General features: G+C 65.2%; 18 protein-coding genes and 1 pseudogene. 8 read left to right on the forward strand and 11 right to left on the reverse strand.

Features of this window, described 5'->3' with window-relative positions; all coding sequences use genetic code 11:
- Positions 1–1,789 (forward strand): annotated as a pseudogene (locus tag CHB64_RS15120) (hypothetical protein); the annotation flags it as partial.
- Here the strand turns inward: CHB64_RS15120 and cobS are convergent.
- Complete coding sequence (cobS, locus tag CHB64_RS12460; RefSeq protein WP_089412959.1) at positions 1,776–2,765, reverse strand: cobaltochelatase subunit CobS; 990 nt, start codon at positions 2,763–2,765, stop codon at positions 1,776–1,778. The pseudogene CHB64_RS15120 and the gene cobS overlap by 14 nt on opposite strands.
- 98 nt (positions 2,766–2,863) lie before the next feature.
- A complete protein-coding gene (locus CHB64_RS12465) occupies positions 2,864–3,499 on the reverse strand; it encodes a J domain-containing protein (RefSeq protein WP_089412960.1) in 636 nt (211 codons plus the stop codon).
- A 99-nt stretch (positions 3,500–3,598) separates the two neighbouring features.
- On the opposite strand from CHB64_RS12465, the gene CHB64_RS12470 reads away from it, so the two are divergent.
- Complete coding sequence (locus CHB64_RS12470) at positions 3,599–3,883, forward strand: BolA family protein (protein WP_089412961.1); 285 nt, start codon at positions 3,599–3,601, stop codon at positions 3,881–3,883.
- A 37-nt stretch (positions 3,884–3,920) separates the two neighbouring features.
- Positions 3,921–4,517: a rhomboid family intramembrane serine protease gene (locus tag CHB64_RS12475; RefSeq protein ID WP_089412962.1), complete on the forward strand. Its 597-nt coding sequence runs from the start codon at positions 3,921–3,923 to the stop codon at positions 4,515–4,517.
- 39 nt (positions 4,518–4,556) lie between these two features.
- On the opposite strand, the gene CHB64_RS12480 is transcribed toward CHB64_RS12475, so the two are convergent.
- The 3 genes from CHB64_RS12480 to CHB64_RS12485 all read right to left on the reverse strand — a co-directional run bounded on the left by CHB64_RS12480 (position 4,557) and on the right by CHB64_RS12485 (position 6,876).
- On the reverse strand, positions 4,557–5,297 hold the full coding sequence (locus CHB64_RS12480; RefSeq protein ID WP_089412963.1) for a hypothetical protein: 741 nt from the start codon (positions 5,295–5,297) through the stop codon (positions 4,557–4,559).
- Between the two features lie 189 nt (positions 5,298–5,486).
- Positions 5,487–5,660, reverse strand: a complete 174-nt coding sequence (locus CHB64_RS15290; protein ID WP_159462499.1) for a hypothetical protein — start codon at positions 5,658–5,660, stop codon at positions 5,487–5,489.
- 34 nt (positions 5,661–5,694) lie between these two features.
- Positions 5,695–6,876, reverse strand: a complete 1,182-nt coding sequence (locus CHB64_RS12485; RefSeq protein ID WP_089412964.1) for a hypothetical protein — start codon at positions 6,874–6,876, stop codon at positions 5,695–5,697.
- 296 nt (positions 6,877–7,172) lie between these two features.
- Between CHB64_RS12485 and CHB64_RS12490 the strand changes: the two genes are divergently transcribed.
- Genes CHB64_RS12490 through CHB64_RS12505 form a run of 4 tightly spaced genes read left to right on the forward strand, consistent with a single transcriptional unit; the run spans position 7,173 to position 10,282 of the window.
- Entirely contained in the window at positions 7,173–7,676 is a 504-nt protein-coding gene (locus CHB64_RS12490) for a CC0125/CC1285 family lipoprotein (RefSeq protein WP_089412965.1), read from the forward strand.
- Positions 7,676–8,212 (forward strand): cupin domain-containing protein, encoded by a 537-nt coding sequence (locus CHB64_RS12495; protein ID WP_089412966.1) that lies wholly within the window; start codon positions 7,676–7,678, stop codon positions 8,210–8,212. Before CHB64_RS12490 ends, CHB64_RS12495 begins: the two co-directional genes overlap by 1 nt.
- Before the next feature lie 2 nt (positions 8,213–8,214).
- Positions 8,215–8,634 carry a PaaI family thioesterase gene (locus tag CHB64_RS12500; RefSeq protein ID WP_089413083.1) on the forward strand — a complete coding sequence of 140 codons (420 nt, stop codon included), beginning with the start codon at positions 8,215–8,217 and terminating at the stop codon, positions 8,632–8,634.
- Between the two features lie 31 nt (positions 8,635–8,665).
- The gene (locus CHB64_RS12505; RefSeq protein WP_089412967.1) at positions 8,666–10,282 is read left to right on the forward strand and encodes an AMP-binding protein; all 1,617 of its coding nucleotides are present in this window, start codon (positions 8,666–8,668) and stop codon (positions 10,280–10,282) included.
- A gap of 43 nt (positions 10,283–10,325) precedes the next feature.
- Here CHB64_RS12505 and CHB64_RS12510 read toward each other — a convergent pair whose 3' ends face one another.
- The 3 genes from CHB64_RS12510 to alr are packed head-to-tail and all read right to left on the reverse strand — an operon-like array spanning position 10,326 to position 13,044.
- Positions 10,326–11,105: an ABC transporter ATP-binding protein gene (locus CHB64_RS12510; RefSeq protein ID WP_089412968.1), complete on the reverse strand. Its 780-nt coding sequence runs from the start codon at positions 11,103–11,105 to the stop codon at positions 10,326–10,328.
- Positions 11,106–11,115: 10 nt separating this feature from the next.
- Positions 11,116–11,889 (reverse strand): MlaE family ABC transporter permease, encoded by a 774-nt coding sequence (locus tag CHB64_RS12515; RefSeq protein WP_089412969.1) that lies wholly within the window; start codon positions 11,887–11,889, stop codon positions 11,116–11,118.
- 3 nt (positions 11,890–11,892) lie between these two features.
- A complete protein-coding gene (alr, locus tag CHB64_RS12520) occupies positions 11,893–13,044 on the reverse strand; it encodes an alanine racemase (RefSeq protein WP_089412970.1) in 1,152 nt (383 codons plus the stop codon).
- Between the two features lie 181 nt (positions 13,045–13,225).
- Here alr and CHB64_RS12525 point away from each other — a divergent pair, with 181 nt between their 5' ends.
- The gene (locus CHB64_RS12525) at positions 13,226–13,639 is read left to right on the forward strand and encodes a DUF488 domain-containing protein (protein WP_089412971.1); all 414 of its coding nucleotides are present in this window, start codon (positions 13,226–13,228) and stop codon (positions 13,637–13,639) included.
- A gap of 97 nt (positions 13,640–13,736) precedes the next feature.
- Here CHB64_RS12525 and CHB64_RS12530 read toward each other — a convergent pair whose 3' ends face one another.
- From CHB64_RS12530 to rpsR, 3 genes are all read right to left on the reverse strand, one after another.
- Positions 13,737–15,242, reverse strand: a complete 1,506-nt coding sequence (locus CHB64_RS12530) for a replicative DNA helicase (RefSeq protein ID WP_200815368.1) — start codon at positions 15,240–15,242, stop codon at positions 13,737–13,739.
- 103 nt (positions 15,243–15,345) lie between these two features.
- Positions 15,346–15,951, reverse strand: a complete 606-nt coding sequence (gene rplI, locus CHB64_RS12535; protein ID WP_089412973.1) for a 50S ribosomal protein L9 — start codon at positions 15,949–15,951, stop codon at positions 15,346–15,348.
- A 4-nt stretch (positions 15,952–15,955) separates the two neighbouring features.
- Positions 15,956–16,180 (reverse strand): 30S ribosomal protein S18, encoded by a 225-nt coding sequence (rpsR, locus tag CHB64_RS12540; RefSeq protein ID WP_089412974.1) that lies wholly within the window; start codon positions 16,178–16,180, stop codon positions 15,956–15,958.

A 16,180-nucleotide genomic window follows, 5' to 3' on the forward strand; every position in this document is an offset into this window, starting at 1 on the left:
TCAGAATGCCAATGATCTGTTCTTCGCTGAACCTGCTGCGCTTCATCGTCCGTCTCCTCTGTCGAGGAACAGACTAACCTCAGAGTGGGGAGGTTCCAGGGGAGCAGGTCAGAACGAATCTAGAAAACTCGACATGGGCTGGATTTTGCGGCAGCCCAGAGAGCTGTTGTTCGCTTTGGGCGCAGCTGTTTCCGTTGCGGTAATAGGACCGCTCGGCATATTCCTCGACAACCCAGGGGCGGCGGACCTTTCTGACCTTGCTCCTTCAATGGCCGTGCTCATATCTGTCGCGCTGACGGTTCCTGTCTTTTTTTATCGATTAGGCTCCTTGGGAGAAAGGATAGCGCTTGCATTCCCTATTATGCTTTTCGCGTTCTTTAAGTTCTTAGGGTTTTATGGGGCCGCTATTTTTCTTGGTTTGAAAGATTCGGTAGCGGTATCAGCCGCAGTCATTGGACTTTTATTTGTCTGTGCAGCGAGCACTGCGCCGTTCCGTCGTGTGAATAGAGAGCGAATTATTTTATTCGTTTTCGTCGTTTCCGGCGCCGCCGCGGCGGCGTCGATGACTTTCTCCCTATATGAGATCATCAAACGCAAACCAATCGGACTCATGGTCGCCGAGGAATTGACGAAGGTCATCGCGACGCCGACAGCTGCCGCGGACGACGATCTGCCCGATATCATATACATCGTACCTGACAGGTATGCCTCCTCAACTGTGTTGCGAGAAGCGTTTGGTTTCGACAGCGAGGTGTTTTTGAATGCCCTAGAACAGCGAGGATTTCATTATGTAAAAAACGCTCGGGCGAATTATGCCAAGACGGTGGAATCACTTGCCTCAACCTTGAATATGACGGATTTGGAGCCTCTTTTCCAAGTCATGCCCGCCGATTCCACCGACCGAGGCCCACTGCACGTAATGATCGAGGATAATGCTGTTCAACGAGTCCTGAGATCAATTGGGTATCAGTATGTTCATCTTGGCAATTGGTGGGAGCCGACGCGAATCAACAAGAACGCCCATAAAAATTACTACGGGCAGAGAGGGTTCTCTAATCTCAGCGAGTTTGATCGCACCTTGCTTGCGACGACGCCCTTGCCGTGGGTCGAGCGCCATTTTGGGAAGGGCCAAACTAAAGAATGCCGCCGACTTCGGTCTCAACTTGATTATCTTGAGGAGATAAGGGCGCGCGCAGAGGACGGCCCTATATTCGTGTTTGCGCATCTCACCATCCCGCATGATCCTATTACGATGGATGCGGAAGGAAATTGCATCAAGCCCGTCTCGTACCCGGGTTCAGGAATATCTTGGGGTGAGTTTAAAGGAAATTATGTCGCGTATGTAGAGCAATTTAATCGCAGGATTCTTGAAATATTTGACGCCAACAGATCGGTAGATAGGGGCCGAAGCATGATATTTGTCATTCAATCTGACGAGGGGCCTTATCCACGACGGCTAAGGGAGCAGCCCTTTATGAATATGCACGGATTTGGCCTTGACGAGATGCGTATGAAGTTCGGCATATTGAACGCCATTTATTGGGACAGCAGCCGTTACGGTCGCCCTTATTTGACGCAAACCCCGATAAATAACTGGCGAATAATCTTTTCAAAGATTGCAAGCTTGGAGATCCCGCTCGTAACTGACCAAAGATCAGTCGTATTTCGCAACGACCATTATGTGTACGACGTCAAGGACGTCACCGAAGTTCTGGCGGACCCGGAATCAAACGTTTCGGCTCTTTTGAAAGCGGAAACGCACCCGGCGGAAGCCCTCACGCCACGCTGACCTGGGGGGCGGCTTCGGGCAGGTCCTCGCCGAAGGCGCGCTGGTAGAACTCGGCCACCGTGGGGCGCTCGAGCTCGTCGCACTTGTTCAGGAACGTCACCCGGAAAGCGTAGCCGATGTCCTGGAATATCTCGGCGTTCTGGGCCCAGTTGATGACCGTGCGCGGGCTCATCACGGTCGAGATGTCGCCGTTGATGAAGGCGTTGCGGGTCATGTCGGCGACGCGCACCATGGCGTCGACGGCCGCGCGGCCTTCCTTGGAGTCGTAGATCGGGGCCTTGGCGATGACGATCTCGACTTCCTCTTCCCGCTCCAGATAATTCAGCGTCGTGACGATCGACCAGCGGTCGAGCTGGCCCTGATTGAGCTGCTGCGTGCCGTGATAAAGGCCCGTCGTGTCGCCGAGGCCGATGGTGTTGGTCGTCGCGAACAGCCGGAAATAGGGATGGGGCGTGAGCACCTTGTTCTGGTCGAGCAGGGTGAGGCGCCCCTCCGCCTCCAGCACGCGCTGGATCACGAACATCACGTCCGGCCGGCCGGCGTCGTATTCGTCGAAGACGAGCGCGACCGGGCGCTGGAACGCCCAGGGAAGAATCCCTTCCTTGAAGGCGGTCACCTGCACGCCCTTCTCGACCACGATGGCGTCCTTGCCGATGAGATCGATGCGGCTGACATGGCTGTCGAGATTCACCCGCACGCAGGGCCAGTTGAGCCGCGCGGCGACCTGCTCGATATGGGTCGACTTGCCCGTGCCGTGATAGCCCTGCACCATCACGCGCCGATTGTGGGCGAAGCCGGCGAGGATCGCGCGCGTGGTCTGCGGGTCGAAGCGGTAAGCGTCGTCGATCGCCGGCACGTATTCATTGGGCTCGGCGAAGGCCGGGACGTCCATGTCGAAATCGACCTTGAAGACGGCGCGGGCGTTCACGGTCCGCTCGGGCTTGTCGAAGAACTTCTCGTCGGTGATGACGGCCATGTCTGGGCGGCTTTCTGACCACTATGGATGCTGCGGCGCGGCGGACCCTCGCGCGAAAGACGGCGAAATTCAAGGGCCGCCGGCAGGGGGCGGCGGCGTCAGCAGATCCGGGCCTTCTTCAAAATCTGATGGGCCCGCACGACCGCGATGAGCTGGGTCTCGGCGCTGCGGTCGCCGCCATTGGCGTCCGGGTGAAAGCGCCGCACGAGCTCGGCGTAACGCCGGCGGATCTCGGCGGCCGAGGCCGTCACAGCAAGGCCCAGCGTCTCGAAGGCCTGCGCCTGCAGGCGCGGCACCGGCCGGCCGTTGCGCGTCGGCCCGGTCTCGCGCGCGGGCGGCGCGGCGCCGCGAAAGAGACCGAAAGCGTCCTCGAAGTCCGAAGGCCGGCGCGCGCGCGCGGCGGCGCGGGCCCGCTCGTTTCCGCCCATCGCCCAGGTCGGCCGGTCGCCATAGAGGCTGGCGAGGCGGATCGCCTCGGCCTCCGCGTCGGAAAGGCCCTCGAAGAAGTTCCATCGCCGGTTGTGCTCGCGCGCGTGCTGGGCGCACAGCCAGAGCTTGTCGTGCATCTCGCGCGGGCTTTTGGCGACGCGCACGCTGGCGCGCCGGCGGCAATCCGGCGCGTCGCACAGACGTCCGCTCGCCGCCGCCCAGACGGGCGGCTCCTCCGCCTCCTCGCGAGGCGGGCGGACGCGGATGTCGAAGCCCAGACGGGGTCTGTAGGCGTAGTCGCTCATGGGCTAAGTATGGTGGCGTGCGCCGGTTGAAACAATCTTGACAGGCCGGCGAAACGCCCGGGATGAAGGGCGTCCCCGGAATTTGAACGAGCGCGCGTCATGGCCGTCGCCGAGACCATCAGGGAAAAGCTGGCCGCCGCCTTTTCGCCGGCGCGCCTCGAGGTGCGCGACGAATCGCATCTTCACAAAGGCCACGCCGGCGCGCGCCCCGGCGGGGAGTCGCATTTCCGGATCCTGATCGTCGCCGACGCGTTCCAGGGCATGTCGCGTCTGGCGCGCCAGCGGGCCGTCAACGCCGCGCTGAAGGACGAGCTCGCCGGTCCGGTGCACGCGCTGGCGATGACCGCGCTGACGCCGGCGGAAGCGGGCGAAACGGGCCAATGACGACGGCGCCTCTCGCACGACAGGAAAGGGAGCATTCGTGGAGTTTCCCAACGCGCCTGCGACCTACGCGCTGATCGCGGCGAACGTGATCGTCAGCCTTTATGCGCTGTATGCGGACCGGCGCTTCATCGGGCATTTCGCCTTCAATGTGGAGGCGGTCGCGCGCGGCGGACAGCATTACCGGGTGATCACGTCCTCCTTTCTGCATGGCGGGCTGATCCATCTGTCGTTCAACATGCTGACTTTGCTGTTTTTCGGCCCGACGATGGAGCGCCTGCTCGGCAAGCTCGGCTTTCTCGTGGTCTATTTCGGCGCCGTCGTCGCGAGCGGAATCACCAGCCTCATCGTACGCCGGCGCGAGCCGTCCTACAGCTCGATCGGCGCCTCGGACGCGGTGTCCGGCGTGGTGCTGTCTTTCTGCGTCTTCTTTCCGCTCGCGCCGATCTATATCTTTCCGATCCCGTTCGGCATCCCGGCAGTCATTTACGGCGCGCTGTTCATTTTGATTTCGGCGCGGATGATGGGCGCTCAGGGCGGGCGCATCGCCCATGAAGGCCATCTCGGCGGCGCGCTGGGCGGGCTCGTTCTCACGCTTCTCATGCGTCCGGACGCAGCGACGCGGTTTTTCGGATGATGCGCGGCGCGAAGCCAGGCTTCGCGCCGACGGGAAGGGCTACTGCACCCTGATGGGGATGTAGGCGGCGTTGTTCCAGCCGACCGCTTCGCTGATCGAGTTATCCTCGTCGACGATCACGCCGAGCCAGTAATTCGTGTTTGCGGAAAGGTCATTCGGAATGACGAGCGTTTTGGTCGTCGTGTAGACGTCATTCCGGCCGAGTGTGAAAGTGGAGCCGCCGATGCGGCGGTCGTAGGTGGTGATGAGATCGTTCGTGGAGACGTAGTAACCGACCTTCACGTTCGATTGATAGCTTTTGCCGTTGTTCTCATAGGTGAACTCGGCGCGAACGGTCTGCCCCCGGTTCACGCGGTACCCCGTTTCGCCATTGATGGTGACCGTCGGCAGGTTTCCCATCGACGAATTGAAGATGCGGGTCTTGCGGTGGTCGCTGTACTCGCCGGACGCGCCGCTGTAGCGCCAGTGGACGACGCCGACGTCCTCCCAGGCGCCAGAACGCGCGCCGTAGAGGAAGACCATGCCGTCCGCGACATCCTCGCCGCCATAAGCGCGGGCGTTCGAGCCGTTCACATGGATGTGCTCGAAATCCGTGCCCATCACATTGTACTCGTAATTCACATGATTAAGCCGCAGGCCGTGGCCGAGTTCATGGGCGAGCGTCGTCTGCAACGGGCGCAGACCGCCGCTCGTGCGGTACATGAACATCGCCTCCTTGTTGGTGTTGGCCGTCCACCGCCAGGGATCGTCGAAATTGAAGATGACGTCGACTTCCTTCATCTTCACATGATTGCCGAAAAACCAGTAGCAGTCCCAGCGGGACGAGGCGACGGCGGGCGCGCCGTCGATCTCCGATCCCGGCCAGCCCCAGATCTCGCTCTGGCCGTTGCCGCGGCCGACTCCGCCGGTTTCGGTCGCCAGGGTGTAACGGAACTTGCTGGGATTGAGATTGAACTTGCTGACGCCGTCCTACACGCCGTTCAGCCAGTATCCGGCCGGAAAGCTCGTCAGGTTGACGCGCAGCTGTTTGGAGTTCGAAGGCCATTTCAGCTTTTCGCCCAGACAGGTCGAATAGCTGAAAGCGCCGGCGTTCGTCGTCACGAGCGCCAGCGCCGCGCCCAGAAGAATGCGGGTCAGTTTCATGATCGTTTCTCCGTGATTGTCGCCGGCTCGCGCGCTAGCGCCTGATGACGGGATCGCCGTCTTTCTGGTTGAACAGCCGAAGCTCTTCCTGCTCCTGCTTGTTCGCGTCTCTCTCGATCCTCGGCGGCGGGCTTTCGATCGCCTGCGGTTGCAGAAGAACGAAAGGCCTGGCTGTGAACGGCGCGTCGAGGTCGATCGGCCGGATCTCAGCGGGCGCGCGCTGCGTCTTCTCGATGACGCGGGCGACGGCCGCTTCGAACTCCTCGACGGCGAGGGGGCCTTCGGGAATCTCACGCTCGCCCTGGGCGATCGCGAGCGCCGGCCGGGAGAGAGCCTGCCGCGCGGCGATCGAAGGATCGATCCGGACGGGCGCGGTCGATTCAGGCTGAATCTGCGGCTGGCCGGGTTGTTGTCGGCGTAACGCCCCTTCGCGTTGCGGCTTTACGTCGTCCAGGCGACGCAGCCGCGGGTCGCGAATGATCGGGCGGTCAGGCGCCTCGGTTTCGGCGTCCGCGCCGCTTTCGGCCGAAGGCTCGGGAAATGCGGCGATGAGCTGGATCGTCTTGGGCGCCTCCTGCTCGTAGCGCCGGCGCGCCTCCTCCTCGGTAAGATCCATCTGTTTCAGCAGATCGCGGGCCTCCGGATTGCGCATCAGTCCGTCGAATGTCGGCGCAGGAAAGCTGACGCGGAGGAATTCCTCAAGCGGTCGGCCGCGCGCGATGGCGTTGTCGTCGATGATCGCGCGCACGGGCGAGCCATGCGTATTGTAAACGCCGCCCTGATAGACGCGAAATCGTCCGTACTCGCACAGAACAAGCGGGCAGCCTTCTTGGCCCGCATGCCTGACGAAAAGAATGTCTTCTTCCCCTTCTTCGAAGAACGGAACTCCGCTGAGATCGAGAAATCCGCCCATGCCGTCAGGCCCGCCGATAAACCGCATGGAGAACGTATCGGCCTCGGTCTTGCCGCGGTATGTCTTCGAGACGCGGTAGGTGACGATGGCGTGCGGCAGGCCGGGCTCCTCATCGGTCGGCTCCGAGAGCCTGTACTCGACCTTGGCGACGCGGCCGCGAAAGACCAGATTGGCTTCCTCGGCGAGATGCGCGAGAGCGCCGGACTCGGCGCCGCCCACAGGGCTGTGGGCGTAGGCGGACGCGCCGGCGCATGCGAGCGCGCAAGCGGCCGCGCCCGCAAGGCGTGGCGTGAGATATTTCATGCTGTCTCCCCGTCTATTGTGGCCGGCGCGGGCTACGTTTCGCCGTCAGGCCCTTCATGCGCCAGACCAGTTCTCCCCGATACGCAACTGGACGGACATCGTCGCTCCGAACCGGAAGCGGTTCAAGAGCCCGCCCGGCGCGTCGTCGCGCATTACGGTGATTTAATGCGCCTGTTCGCGGAGGAGAATCCGGCGTTCGCGCCGGCCGGCGAGCCTGCACGACGTTTTTGCGGGCCGACAAGGACAATGCTAGCCTTGATGCGGCCGGGACGGGAAAACAGGACAGGGAGCACGCCATGAGACTGCTCGGGGCCGCTGGGGCGGCGGTTTTGCTCGCCGCCTGCGCGACGGCGGTCGGCACCGCTTATCAGCCGGTCGACACGAAGGGTTACGGCTATTCGGAGACCCGCATCGAACGGGACCGGTACAGAGTCGTCTTCGCTGGCGACGGCGCGACGCCGCCGGAGGCGGTGGAGGACTTCGCCCTTCTGCGGGCTGCCGAGCTGGCGCTTCAGAACGGCTATGACTGGTTCCGGGTCGTCGGGCGCAGCCTCGACTATGCGGAAAAGGGCGGGGTCGGCGTCGGCGCCGGATTCGGTACAGGCTCTTACGGGCGGCGCTCGGGCGTCAGCGTCGGGGTCGGCGGCGATCTCGGTACGATCGGGGCGCGGAAATTTTACACCGCCCGGCTCGAAGTCATCTTCGGCGAGGGCGAGCCGCCTGAAGATGAAGAGGTCTATGACGCGCTGGAAGTGACGCAAACGGTCCGCGCGCGTATCGGCGCGGCCGGAGGCGCGTGATGGACTGGGCGGCGCTGCGCCGCATCGTGACGGGGGATGACCGGACCGGCCGCTCGCATGTGGCGATCGACGGCGGCCCGGCCAGATTGCTCGCCGTCGAGGAGGCGGGGCTCGCCGAGATCTGGACGGCGGCGCTGTCATCCGCAGGACTTCTCGCCGGGGAGGACCGGCTCGCGCGCGAGGACGTGCGGCTCGAACCCGACAAAGGAACGGTCAAGGTCCGCTGGTTCACGGTTCCGCCCGAAGAGGAGTCGAAAACGCCGGAAGAGCGCGAGGCGCAGGCCGCCTTCGGATTCGCCGCCGCCGGGGCGAGCCACGCGCGGGTCGATACGGCTCGCCATCCGATGATGCACAAGACCGACACGCTCGACGTCATCGTGCTCGTGCGCGGCGAGGTTGATCTTCTGCTCGACGACGGCGAGGCGAGATCGCTGAAGCCGGGCGACGTCGTCATCCAGCGCGCGACCAACCACGCCTGGGTCAATCATGGGAAGGAAACGGCGCTGCTCGTCGCGGTGTTGATGAATGCGGGATGAACATGACCGGGGATGAGCTCGTCGCGGCGCTGAACAAGAATAACGCGCCCTTCGCGAAAATGATGGGCGTGAAGATCACCGCCGCCTCGAAGGAGCGGATCGAAGCAGAGCTGCGCGTGACGCCCGAGCATTGCACCATTCCCGCCACGCTGCACGGCGGGGCGATCATGGCGTTCGCGGACAATCTCGGCGGTGTCGGCGCCTTCCTCAATATGCCTGAAGGCGCGCTGACGACGACGATCGAGTCAAAAACCAATTTCCTGCGGCCGGTGCCGGTCGGCCAGACGGCGAAGGCCGTGACCACGCCCGTCAAGCTCGGCCGCGCGATTCAGGTGTGGAAGACGGACATTTACGACGGCGAAGGCCGGCTGGCCGCGATCGTCACGCAAACGCAGCTGATCAGAAAGTCCGGGGGCGAATAATATCGAAAAGGGGGCGAGGACGGGAGGACGCATGTACGCTGTCGAACTGAAGGAGTCTTATTTTCCGGCGCAGGCGGACGGCGTTCTCGAAGAGTTGACCATCGGCGACATGCTCCGTCGGTCGGTCGGAGCTTACGGCGACGCGCCCGCCTTGCGGGAAGTCCTGGCGAACGGCGATTACGGGCGCGCGTGGACCTATGCGGAATTGCTCGCCGACTGCGAGCGCCTGGCGCGGGCGCTCGCGAGCCGTCACGACAAGGGCGCGCGGATCGCCGTCTGGGCGAACAATGTTCCTGAATGGATCCTGCTCGAACTCGCTTCGGCGATGGCTGGGCTGACCCTTGTCACCGTGAATCCGTCCTATCAGGCGCGCGAGCTCAAATACGTGCTCGAACAGTCGCGCGCCGAAGCGCTTTACCTCGTCGAAAACGTGCGCGGCAACCCGCTGGCCGAGATCGCGCGGCAGGTATGCGCCGGCCTGCCGGGGGTGCGGCGCCTGATTCTGCTCACCGATCATGGAGCGCTGTTCGCCGGCGCCGAGCAGGGCGTTCTGCCTGACGTCGCGCCGCGCGACCCGGCGCAGATTCAGTACACCTCCGGCACGACGGGGTTTCCCAAAGGCGCGCTCCTGCACCACGCCGGGCTCGTTCAGAATGCGCGCGACACGATCCGGCGCGGCGGCGTCGGTCCGGGCGACGCCTTCGTGCACTACATGCCGCTTTTCCATACGACCGGCTGCGCGATTCTCGCCCTGGGCGGACTCGGCGTGGGCGCGAGCATGTTTCTGCTGCCCAACTTCGACGCGGCGCTCGCGGCGGCAGCGATCGAGCGCGAAAGAATGAAATTCGTTCTCGGCGTGCCGACGATGCTTTTCGCCCTCATGGAAGAGGTCGAGCGGGCCGGACGGGACGTCTCTTCGGTGATGCGCGTCATGTCGGGCGGATCGATGGTCGCGCCGGAGCTGGTGCGCAAGTCCGAGCGCGTGCTCGGCTCGCCGATCCAGATCATCTACGGACAGACGGAAGCCTCGCCGGTCATCACCCAGACCTGGGCCGATGACGCGATGGAGGATCTGACGACGACCATCGGCCAGCCCCTGCCGCATGTCGAAGTCTCGATCCGCGATCCGCAGACGAATGAAGTTCTTCCCGTCGGCGCGCAGGGCGAGATCTGCGCGCGCGGCTATCTCGTCATGCTGGGCTATAACGACAATCCGGAAGCGACGGCCAAGGCGATCGACGCGGAAGGCTGGCTGCACACCGGCGATCTCGGCCGCATGGACGCGCGCGGCTATGTCTCCATCACCGGCCGGGTGAAGGAGATGATCATCCGCGGCGGCGAGAATCTGTTTCCGGCGGAGATCGAGAACGCCATGCTCGAGCACCCCGACGTCGCGGAAGTCGCCGTCGTCGGCGTGCCGGACGAGAAATGGGGCGAACAGGTCGCCTGCTTCATGCGCGCGAAGGGAGAAGCGCGCCCCGACCCGGCTGCGCTCAAGAAATTCATCCGTGAGCGTCTCTCGCCGCAGAAGACGCCCGTCTACTGGATCTGGGTGGAGGCCTGGCCGCTCACCGGCTCCGGCAAAATCCAGAAGTTCAGGCTCGCGGAAGCCTTTATCCGCGGAGACTATGACGTGCTGACGGCGTAGCGGGCGTCGCCAGCGGCGGTTGTCCGCGCGCTGAATGGCGCGCTCACGCCCGGCGCATGGTCATATGGATCGGCCCGTCTGCCCGTCCGTGCACAAACTGGTCGACCATCGGATTGCCGGTGTTCATGATCTCAGAGGCCGGTCCGCGCCAGATGATCTGCCCCTGATGCAGCATGGCGATCTCGTCGGCGATCTTCCGCGCGGAGACGAGATCGTGCGTGATCGAGATCGCGGTCGCGCCGAGCGCCCGCGTGCGATCGGAAATCAGCGAATTGATGACGTCGGCGGTGATCGGATCGAGCCCGGTGGTCGGCTCGTCGAAGAAGAGAATGGAGGGCTCGGCGGCGATGGCGCGCGCGAGCGCGACGCGCTTCTGCATGCCGCCGGAAAGCTCGGCGGGAGAAAGCTCGCCGACTTCCGGCGCGAGCCCGACCTGGGCGAGACAGTCCACGGCCGTCTGACGGGCTTCGCGGCGCGGGCGGCGCTCGCCGTAGATCAGCCGGAAGGCGACGTTCTCCCATACTTTCAGACTGTCGAAGAGCGCCGCGCCCTGAAACAGCATTCCGATCTGACGGGTCATGCGCGCGCGCCGCGATTCGGAAAGGCGAACGATGTCGACGCCGTCTATCGCGATCCGCCCGCGGTCTGGCTGGATGACGCCGAGAACGCATTTGAGGAGCACGGACTTTCCCGTGCCCGACATGCCGATGACGACGAGCGAGCGGCCGGGCGCAAGGTCGAGATCCAGCCCGCGCAGCACGGGTTTGCCGTTGAACGCCTTCTCGAGGCCGCGGATGGAGATTTTCGGCGTGTCGCCCGGCACCGCGAGCCTCCTAGACCCGAATGAACAGGGAAGTGAGAAGATAGTTGGCGGCGAGAATCAGCACTGCCGAGCCGACCACCGCCGAGCGAGTCGCCGCGCCCACTCCTTGCGCGCCGCCGCGGCTGTTGTAGCCGTAATAGCAGCCCATCGCCGACAGCAGAAAGCCGAAGACGGCCGCCTTTATCAGGCCACTGACGATATCGTCATTGGTGAGAAACTCCCACAAATTCCGTATAAAGACGGTCCCCGAAAAGTCGAGCGCGTGCACCGCGACGAGATAGCCGCCATACACGCCGATGATGTCGGCGACGAGCACGAGAACCGGCAGCGCGATGGTCGCGGCGAGCATCCGCGGCGAGACGAGATATTTGAACGGATCGACCGCGAGGGTCGACATCGCGTCGATCTGGTCCGACACGCGCATCGCGCCGAGCTCGGCCGCCATGGCCGAGGCCGAGCGGCCCGAGACCATGAGCGCGGCGAGGACGGGGCCGAGCTCGCGCACGATCGATACGCCGAGAATCTGCGGCAGGAAGGTCTCGGCGTTGAAGCGCGCGCCTCCTTCGTAGATGTTGAGCGCGAGCGCCGCGCCGGTGAAGATCGCGGTGAGCCCGATCACCGGCAGGGAATTGAAACCGATGCGCATCAGCGCGTTGAGAAACGCCCGCCAATAGAACGGTCCCGCCGCCCAGCCGACGGCGCCGCGCGCGGCGAACTGCGCGATCCGGCCGACCTCGCGGACGACGGCGAGGGTCCCCCGGCCCGTGGCGGCGAAAACGTTCATGCCTTACATCCCCTCGTCGTCGGGCGCGCGCCAGCCGGCCGGCGCCGCCCGCCACAGGTAGCGACGCGGAACGCGCCCGCCAAGGCTTGTGAGCAATTCATAGCCGATCGTCATGCAGGCCGCGGCCGTCTCCTCAATGGGCAGGCGGGGGCCGAAAAGCTCCGCCCGGTCGCCGAGCCGGACCGGCTCGGGCGCCTCGGTGACGTCGAGCACTGCAAGGTCCATCGACACCCGGCCGACGATGGGACAGCGCGCCCCGCCCAGAAAGGCCGCGCCGCGGTCGCCGATGATCCGCGGCAGGCCGTCGCCATAGCCGAGCGCGAGCGTAGCCAGCCGACGGGGCGCGTCGAACACATGGGCGCGAGCGTAGCCGACGCTCTCGCCGGCGGCGACGTTGCGAAGCTGGATGACCGGCGCGGTGAGGCGCGCGACCGGCGCGATGCGCCCGTCGGGAATGTCGAGCGGGCTGACGCCATAGAGCCCGACGCCGAGCCGGGTGAGCTCGAAATGATAGGACGCGGGCAGCAGCGCGCCGCTCGACGCCGCAAGGCTGCGGGCCGCGCCGGGAAAACGCGCCGCGGCCTTCTCGAAAAGCGCGCGCTGGCGCGGGTTCATTTCATGGGGCGGGTCGGAGGAGCAGGCGAGGTGGCTCAGGACCAGAACGACCGACAGACCGTCGAGCGCGGCGATGTCGTCGAGCTCGTACGCCGGCGCGCCGAGCCGGTTCATGCCGGTGTCCGCGTGCAGGGCCGCCGGCGCGCCCGGCCGGGCGCGCGCCCACAGGCGCGCCTGTTCGAGGCTATTGACCACCGGGATCAGCCGGTGCGCGTCGAAAGCGGCCAGGGTTTCCTCATGCGGCCCGTTGAAGACATAGATCGTCGCGTGGGGCGCGCAGCGGGCGAGCGCGGCGCGCAGCCGCGCGCCCTCATGCGGATAGGCGACGAAGAACGTGCGGCATTTCTCCTGGATCGCCAGCGCCTGGGCGACGGGCGCCGCGCCGAGGCCGTAGCCGTCGCATTTGACCACCGCCGCCGGCGTCGCGCCCGCCGAGGCGGCGGCAAGCGTGCGGAAATTGGCGCACAGCGCGTCGAGGTCGATCTCGACGAGCGGACGCGTCGCGGGCGGGCGAAAGTCGTCGCGGGCGGGCGGGCTCATGGCGCGAGCAATAGGCGCATTCGCCGCCGGCCGGAAGGCGGGCGGAGGGCGCAAAGAGGGCGGGCTGGCGAAGATTTGACGACGCGCGACGCGGCGAGGGCTTGCCCCGCCGCCCGGCGCGGGCCAGCGTGACGGCGAAAGCGGCTTGTCCGGTCGCGACCGAGAGACGGAAGGGAAGGCGATGAGCGCGGCGCGCAAAGAGGGCGGGCTTGGCGTCAAGCGGGTCTATGATCCGCCCGCTGCGGGCGACGGCTTTCGCGTTCTCGTGGACCGCCTCTGGCCGCGCGGGCTCGCCAAGGCGCAGGCGCGGATCGACCTGTGGGCGAAAGCGCTCGCGCCGAGCCATGAGCTGCGACGCAAGGCGCACGCCGAGCCCGGCTTTCCGGACGAGGCGAAAAGCTGGAAGGCGTTCGAGGCCGCCTATCGAAAGGAGCTCGAAGCCGAAGACGCGGCGGCCGAGGCGCGCCGCGCGCAGATCGACGCGATCGCGGCGCGGCTGAAGCAGGGTCCGGTGACGCTGCTTCACGCCTCGAAAGGAGCGGAGCGCAACAACGCCGCCGCGCTCGCCGAATGGCTCCGTAAGCGGATCAAATAGCCTGGCCGGCGCGATAATCGCGCTTTGATCCTAGCGCGTTGCGATGGGGCGCGCGGCGTTCAAGCGATTCAACGCCAAAGCGGCTTGCTCCAGTCGTTCAGTCGCGCCGGTATTCGTCGTAGATGCCGCGGTCGAGATTGGAGAACTTGGTCAGGCTTTCGTCGAAATAGAGGTCGACCTTGCCGATAGGGCCGTGGCGCTGCTTGCCGATGATGACCTCGGCGACGCCGCGAACCTCCTCGCATTTCTGCAGCCATTCGGCGTGTTCGGGCGTGCCTTCGCGCGGCTCGGAGCGCTTGAGATAATATTCCTCGCGGAACACGAACAGCACTACGTCGGCGTCCTGTTCGATCGAGCCGGACTCGCGCAGGTCCGCGAGCTGCGGGCGCTTGTCGTCCCGGTTCTCGACCTGCCGCGACAGCTGCGAGAGCGCGAGCACCGGCACGTTGAGCTCCTTGGCCAGCGCCTTGAGGCCCTGGCTGATCTCGGTGATCTCCTGCACGCGGTTGTCGCTGGCGCGTCGGCCCGAGCCGGTCACGAGCTGGAGATAGTCGACGACGAGGAGGCCGAGCCCGTGCTGGCGCTTGAGCCGGCGCGCGCGCGCGGCGAGCTGGGCGATCGACAGGCCGCCCGTGTCGTCGATGTAAAGCGGCAGCGCCTCGAGCTCGCGCGCGGCGTGATAGATGCGGTCGAACTGCTCGGCGTCGACGCGCCCGCGGCGGATCTCGTTCGACGGGACGCCCGAGAACTCCGAGATGATGCGCGTGGCGAGCTGCTCGGCGGCCATCTCCAGCGAGAACAGGCCGACGACCGCGCCCTCGGCGGCCTTGACCGAGCCGTCGGGAAGGCGCTCGGGCTTGTAGGCGCGCGCCGCGTTCACCGCGATGTTCACCGCGAGCGAGGTTTTGCCCATCGAGGGCCGTCCTGCGAGGATGATGAGGTCCGACGGGTGCAGCCCTCCCAGCATCATGTCGAGATCGCGCAGGCCCGTGGCGATTCCGGCGAGCCCGCCGTCACGCTTGATCGCGGCGTCGGCGATTTCGATCGCCTCGGTGATGGCGGCGCGGAAGGTCTTGAAGCCGCCGCCGTATTTGCCGGTCTCGGCGAGCTTGTAGAGCGACTGCTCGGCGTCCTGAAGCTGGCGGGCCGGCTCGTCGTCGAGCGTGGCCTCGCGCGCGCGCTCGATCATCTCCGCGCCGATGTTGATGAGGCCGCGCCGCACGGCGTGATCGAAGACCACGCGCGCGTAGTCGGGCGCGCCGGCGGTGGTGGGCACGTTGCGCGCGAGCTCTTCGAGATAACGCCGCCCGCCCGCCTCGCGGAAGCCTTCCGAGCTTGCGAGAAAGGAGTCGATGATGGTCGGCGCGGCGAGACGGCCCGATGTGACGAGCCGCTCGCAGGCGTCGTAGATCAGCGCGTGGACGGGGTCGTAGAAATGCTCCGCCTTCAGGTAGGCGGCGACGCGATAATAGACTTCATTATCAAAGAGGATCGCGCCGAGCAGCGCCTGCTCGGCCTCGATGCTGAAAGGAATCTTTTCTTCCGTATCCGGCTTATTCGGCCCGCCTTGGGGGGCTTTCTTGATGTCCGCGCCGTCCGCCATGCGCGAGCTTAAGCACAAGAAAAGCCGGCCGTGAAGCTGGCCGGCTTTTCTAATTTTCCACTGCGCAGGCGCGAAAGCGCCAGCGCGCCGGTTGCGCAAAAACCTAGCCCTGGGATTTCTCCTCTTGGCCGGCTTCGGCTTCGCCTGCCGGAGCGCTCGCTCCGGGGTCGAAAAATTCCGCTTGCGTCGCATCGACGACGGGCTCCGCGCGCTCCTCCTCCGGCGCGAGCACGTTCTCGCCGCGGGCCTGGCGCTCGGCCTCCTCGGGCGAGCGCGCGATATTGATCTGGATGGTCGCGGAGACCTCCGGATGAAGCGCGACGCGCACCGGGAAAACGCCGAGCGATTTGAGCGGCTTGTCGAGGCGCACCTGCGCGCGCTCGATCTGCACGCCGTCTTCGGCCGCGATGACGGCGATGTCGCGGGTCGTGACCGAGCCGTAAAGGAGGCCCGTTTCGGACGCCTGGCGAATGACGACGAAGGACCGCCCGTCGAGCCTGGCAGCGGCGGCCTCGGCTTCCTTGCGCCGTTCGAGGTTGCGCGCTTCGAGCTCGGCGCGCTGCGCGGCGAAGAGGGCGCGGTTGGCGTCGTTGGCGCGCAGCGCCTTCTTGCGCGGCAGGAGATAGTTGCGCGCGTAGCCGTCGCGCACTTTCACCTCGTCGCCCATCTGTCCGAGATTTTCGACGCGTTCGAGAAGAATGACCTGCATCGCTCTACTCCGACACGAAGGGCAGAAGAGCGAGGAAGCGCGCCCGCTTGATGGCGCGCGCCAGCTCGCGCTGCTTTTTGGACGACACCGCGGAGATCCGCGACGGCACGATCTTGCCGCGTTCGGAGATGAAGCGCTGCAGAAGTTTCGGATCCTTGTAGTCGATTTTCGGCGCATCGGCCCCGGAGAAGGGGCAGGTCTTGCGACGGCGCATGAAAGGTCTCGCCAT

Origin of the sequence: Amphiplicatus metriothermophilus (assembly GCF_900199215.1) — a bacterium.
Classification (GTDB): domain Bacteria; phylum Pseudomonadota; class Alphaproteobacteria; order Caulobacterales; family Parvularculaceae; genus Amphiplicatus; species Amphiplicatus metriothermophilus.

What these genes read in the sequence shown, in the direction of transcription:
- cobS (WP_089412959.1), bottom strand. Translation starts at nt 2,765, where the DNA reads ATGGCCGTCATCACCGACGAGAAGTTCTTCGACAAGCCCGAGCGGACC.
- CHB64_RS12465 (WP_089412960.1), bottom strand. Translation starts at nt 3,499, where the DNA reads ATGAGCGACTACGCCTACAGACCCCGTCTGGGCTTCGACATCCGCGTC.
- CHB64_RS12470 (WP_089412961.1), top strand. Translation starts at nt 3,599, where the DNA reads ATGGCCGTCGCCGAGACCATCAGGGAAAAGCTGGCCGCCGCCTTTTCG.
- CHB64_RS12480 (WP_089412963.1), bottom strand. Translation starts at nt 5,297, where the DNA reads ATGAAGGAAGTCGACGTCATCTTCAATTTCGACGATCCCTGGCGGTGG.
- CHB64_RS15290 (WP_159462499.1), bottom strand. Translation starts at nt 5,660, where the DNA reads ATGAAACTGACCCGCATTCTTCTGGGCGCGGCGCTGGCGCTCGTGACG.
- CHB64_RS12485 (WP_089412964.1), bottom strand. Translation starts at nt 6,876, where the DNA reads ATGAAATATCTCACGCCACGCCTTGCGGGCGCGGCCGCTTGCGCGCTC.
- CHB64_RS12490 (WP_089412965.1), top strand. Translation starts at nt 7,173, where the DNA reads ATGAGACTGCTCGGGGCCGCTGGGGCGGCGGTTTTGCTCGCCGCCTGC.
- CHB64_RS12495 (WP_089412966.1), top strand. Translation starts at nt 7,676, where the DNA reads ATGGACTGGGCGGCGCTGCGCCGCATCGTGACGGGGGATGACCGGACC.
- CHB64_RS12500 (WP_089413083.1), top strand. Translation starts at nt 8,215, where the DNA reads ATGACCGGGGATGAGCTCGTCGCGGCGCTGAACAAGAATAACGCGCCC.
- CHB64_RS12505 (WP_089412967.1), top strand. Translation starts at nt 8,666, where the DNA reads ATGTACGCTGTCGAACTGAAGGAGTCTTATTTTCCGGCGCAGGCGGAC.
- CHB64_RS12515 (WP_089412969.1), bottom strand. Translation starts at nt 11,889, where the DNA reads ATGAACGTTTTCGCCGCCACGGGCCGGGGGACCCTCGCCGTCGTCCGC.
- alr (WP_089412970.1), bottom strand. Translation starts at nt 13,044, where the DNA reads ATGAGCCCGCCCGCCCGCGACGACTTTCGCCCGCCCGCGACGCGTCCG.
- CHB64_RS12525 (WP_089412971.1), top strand. Translation starts at nt 13,226, where the DNA reads ATGAGCGCGGCGCGCAAAGAGGGCGGGCTTGGCGTCAAGCGGGTCTAT.
- CHB64_RS12530 (WP_200815368.1), bottom strand. Translation starts at nt 15,242, where the DNA reads ATGGCGGACGGCGCGGACATCAAGAAAGCCCCCCAAGGCGGGCCGAAT.
- rplI (WP_089412973.1), bottom strand. Translation starts at nt 15,951, where the DNA reads ATGCAGGTCATTCTTCTCGAACGCGTCGAAAATCTCGGACAGATGGGC.
- rpsR (WP_089412974.1), bottom strand. Translation starts at nt 16,180, where the DNA reads ATGGCGAGACCTTTCATGCGCCGTCGCAAGACCTGCCCCTTCTCCGGG.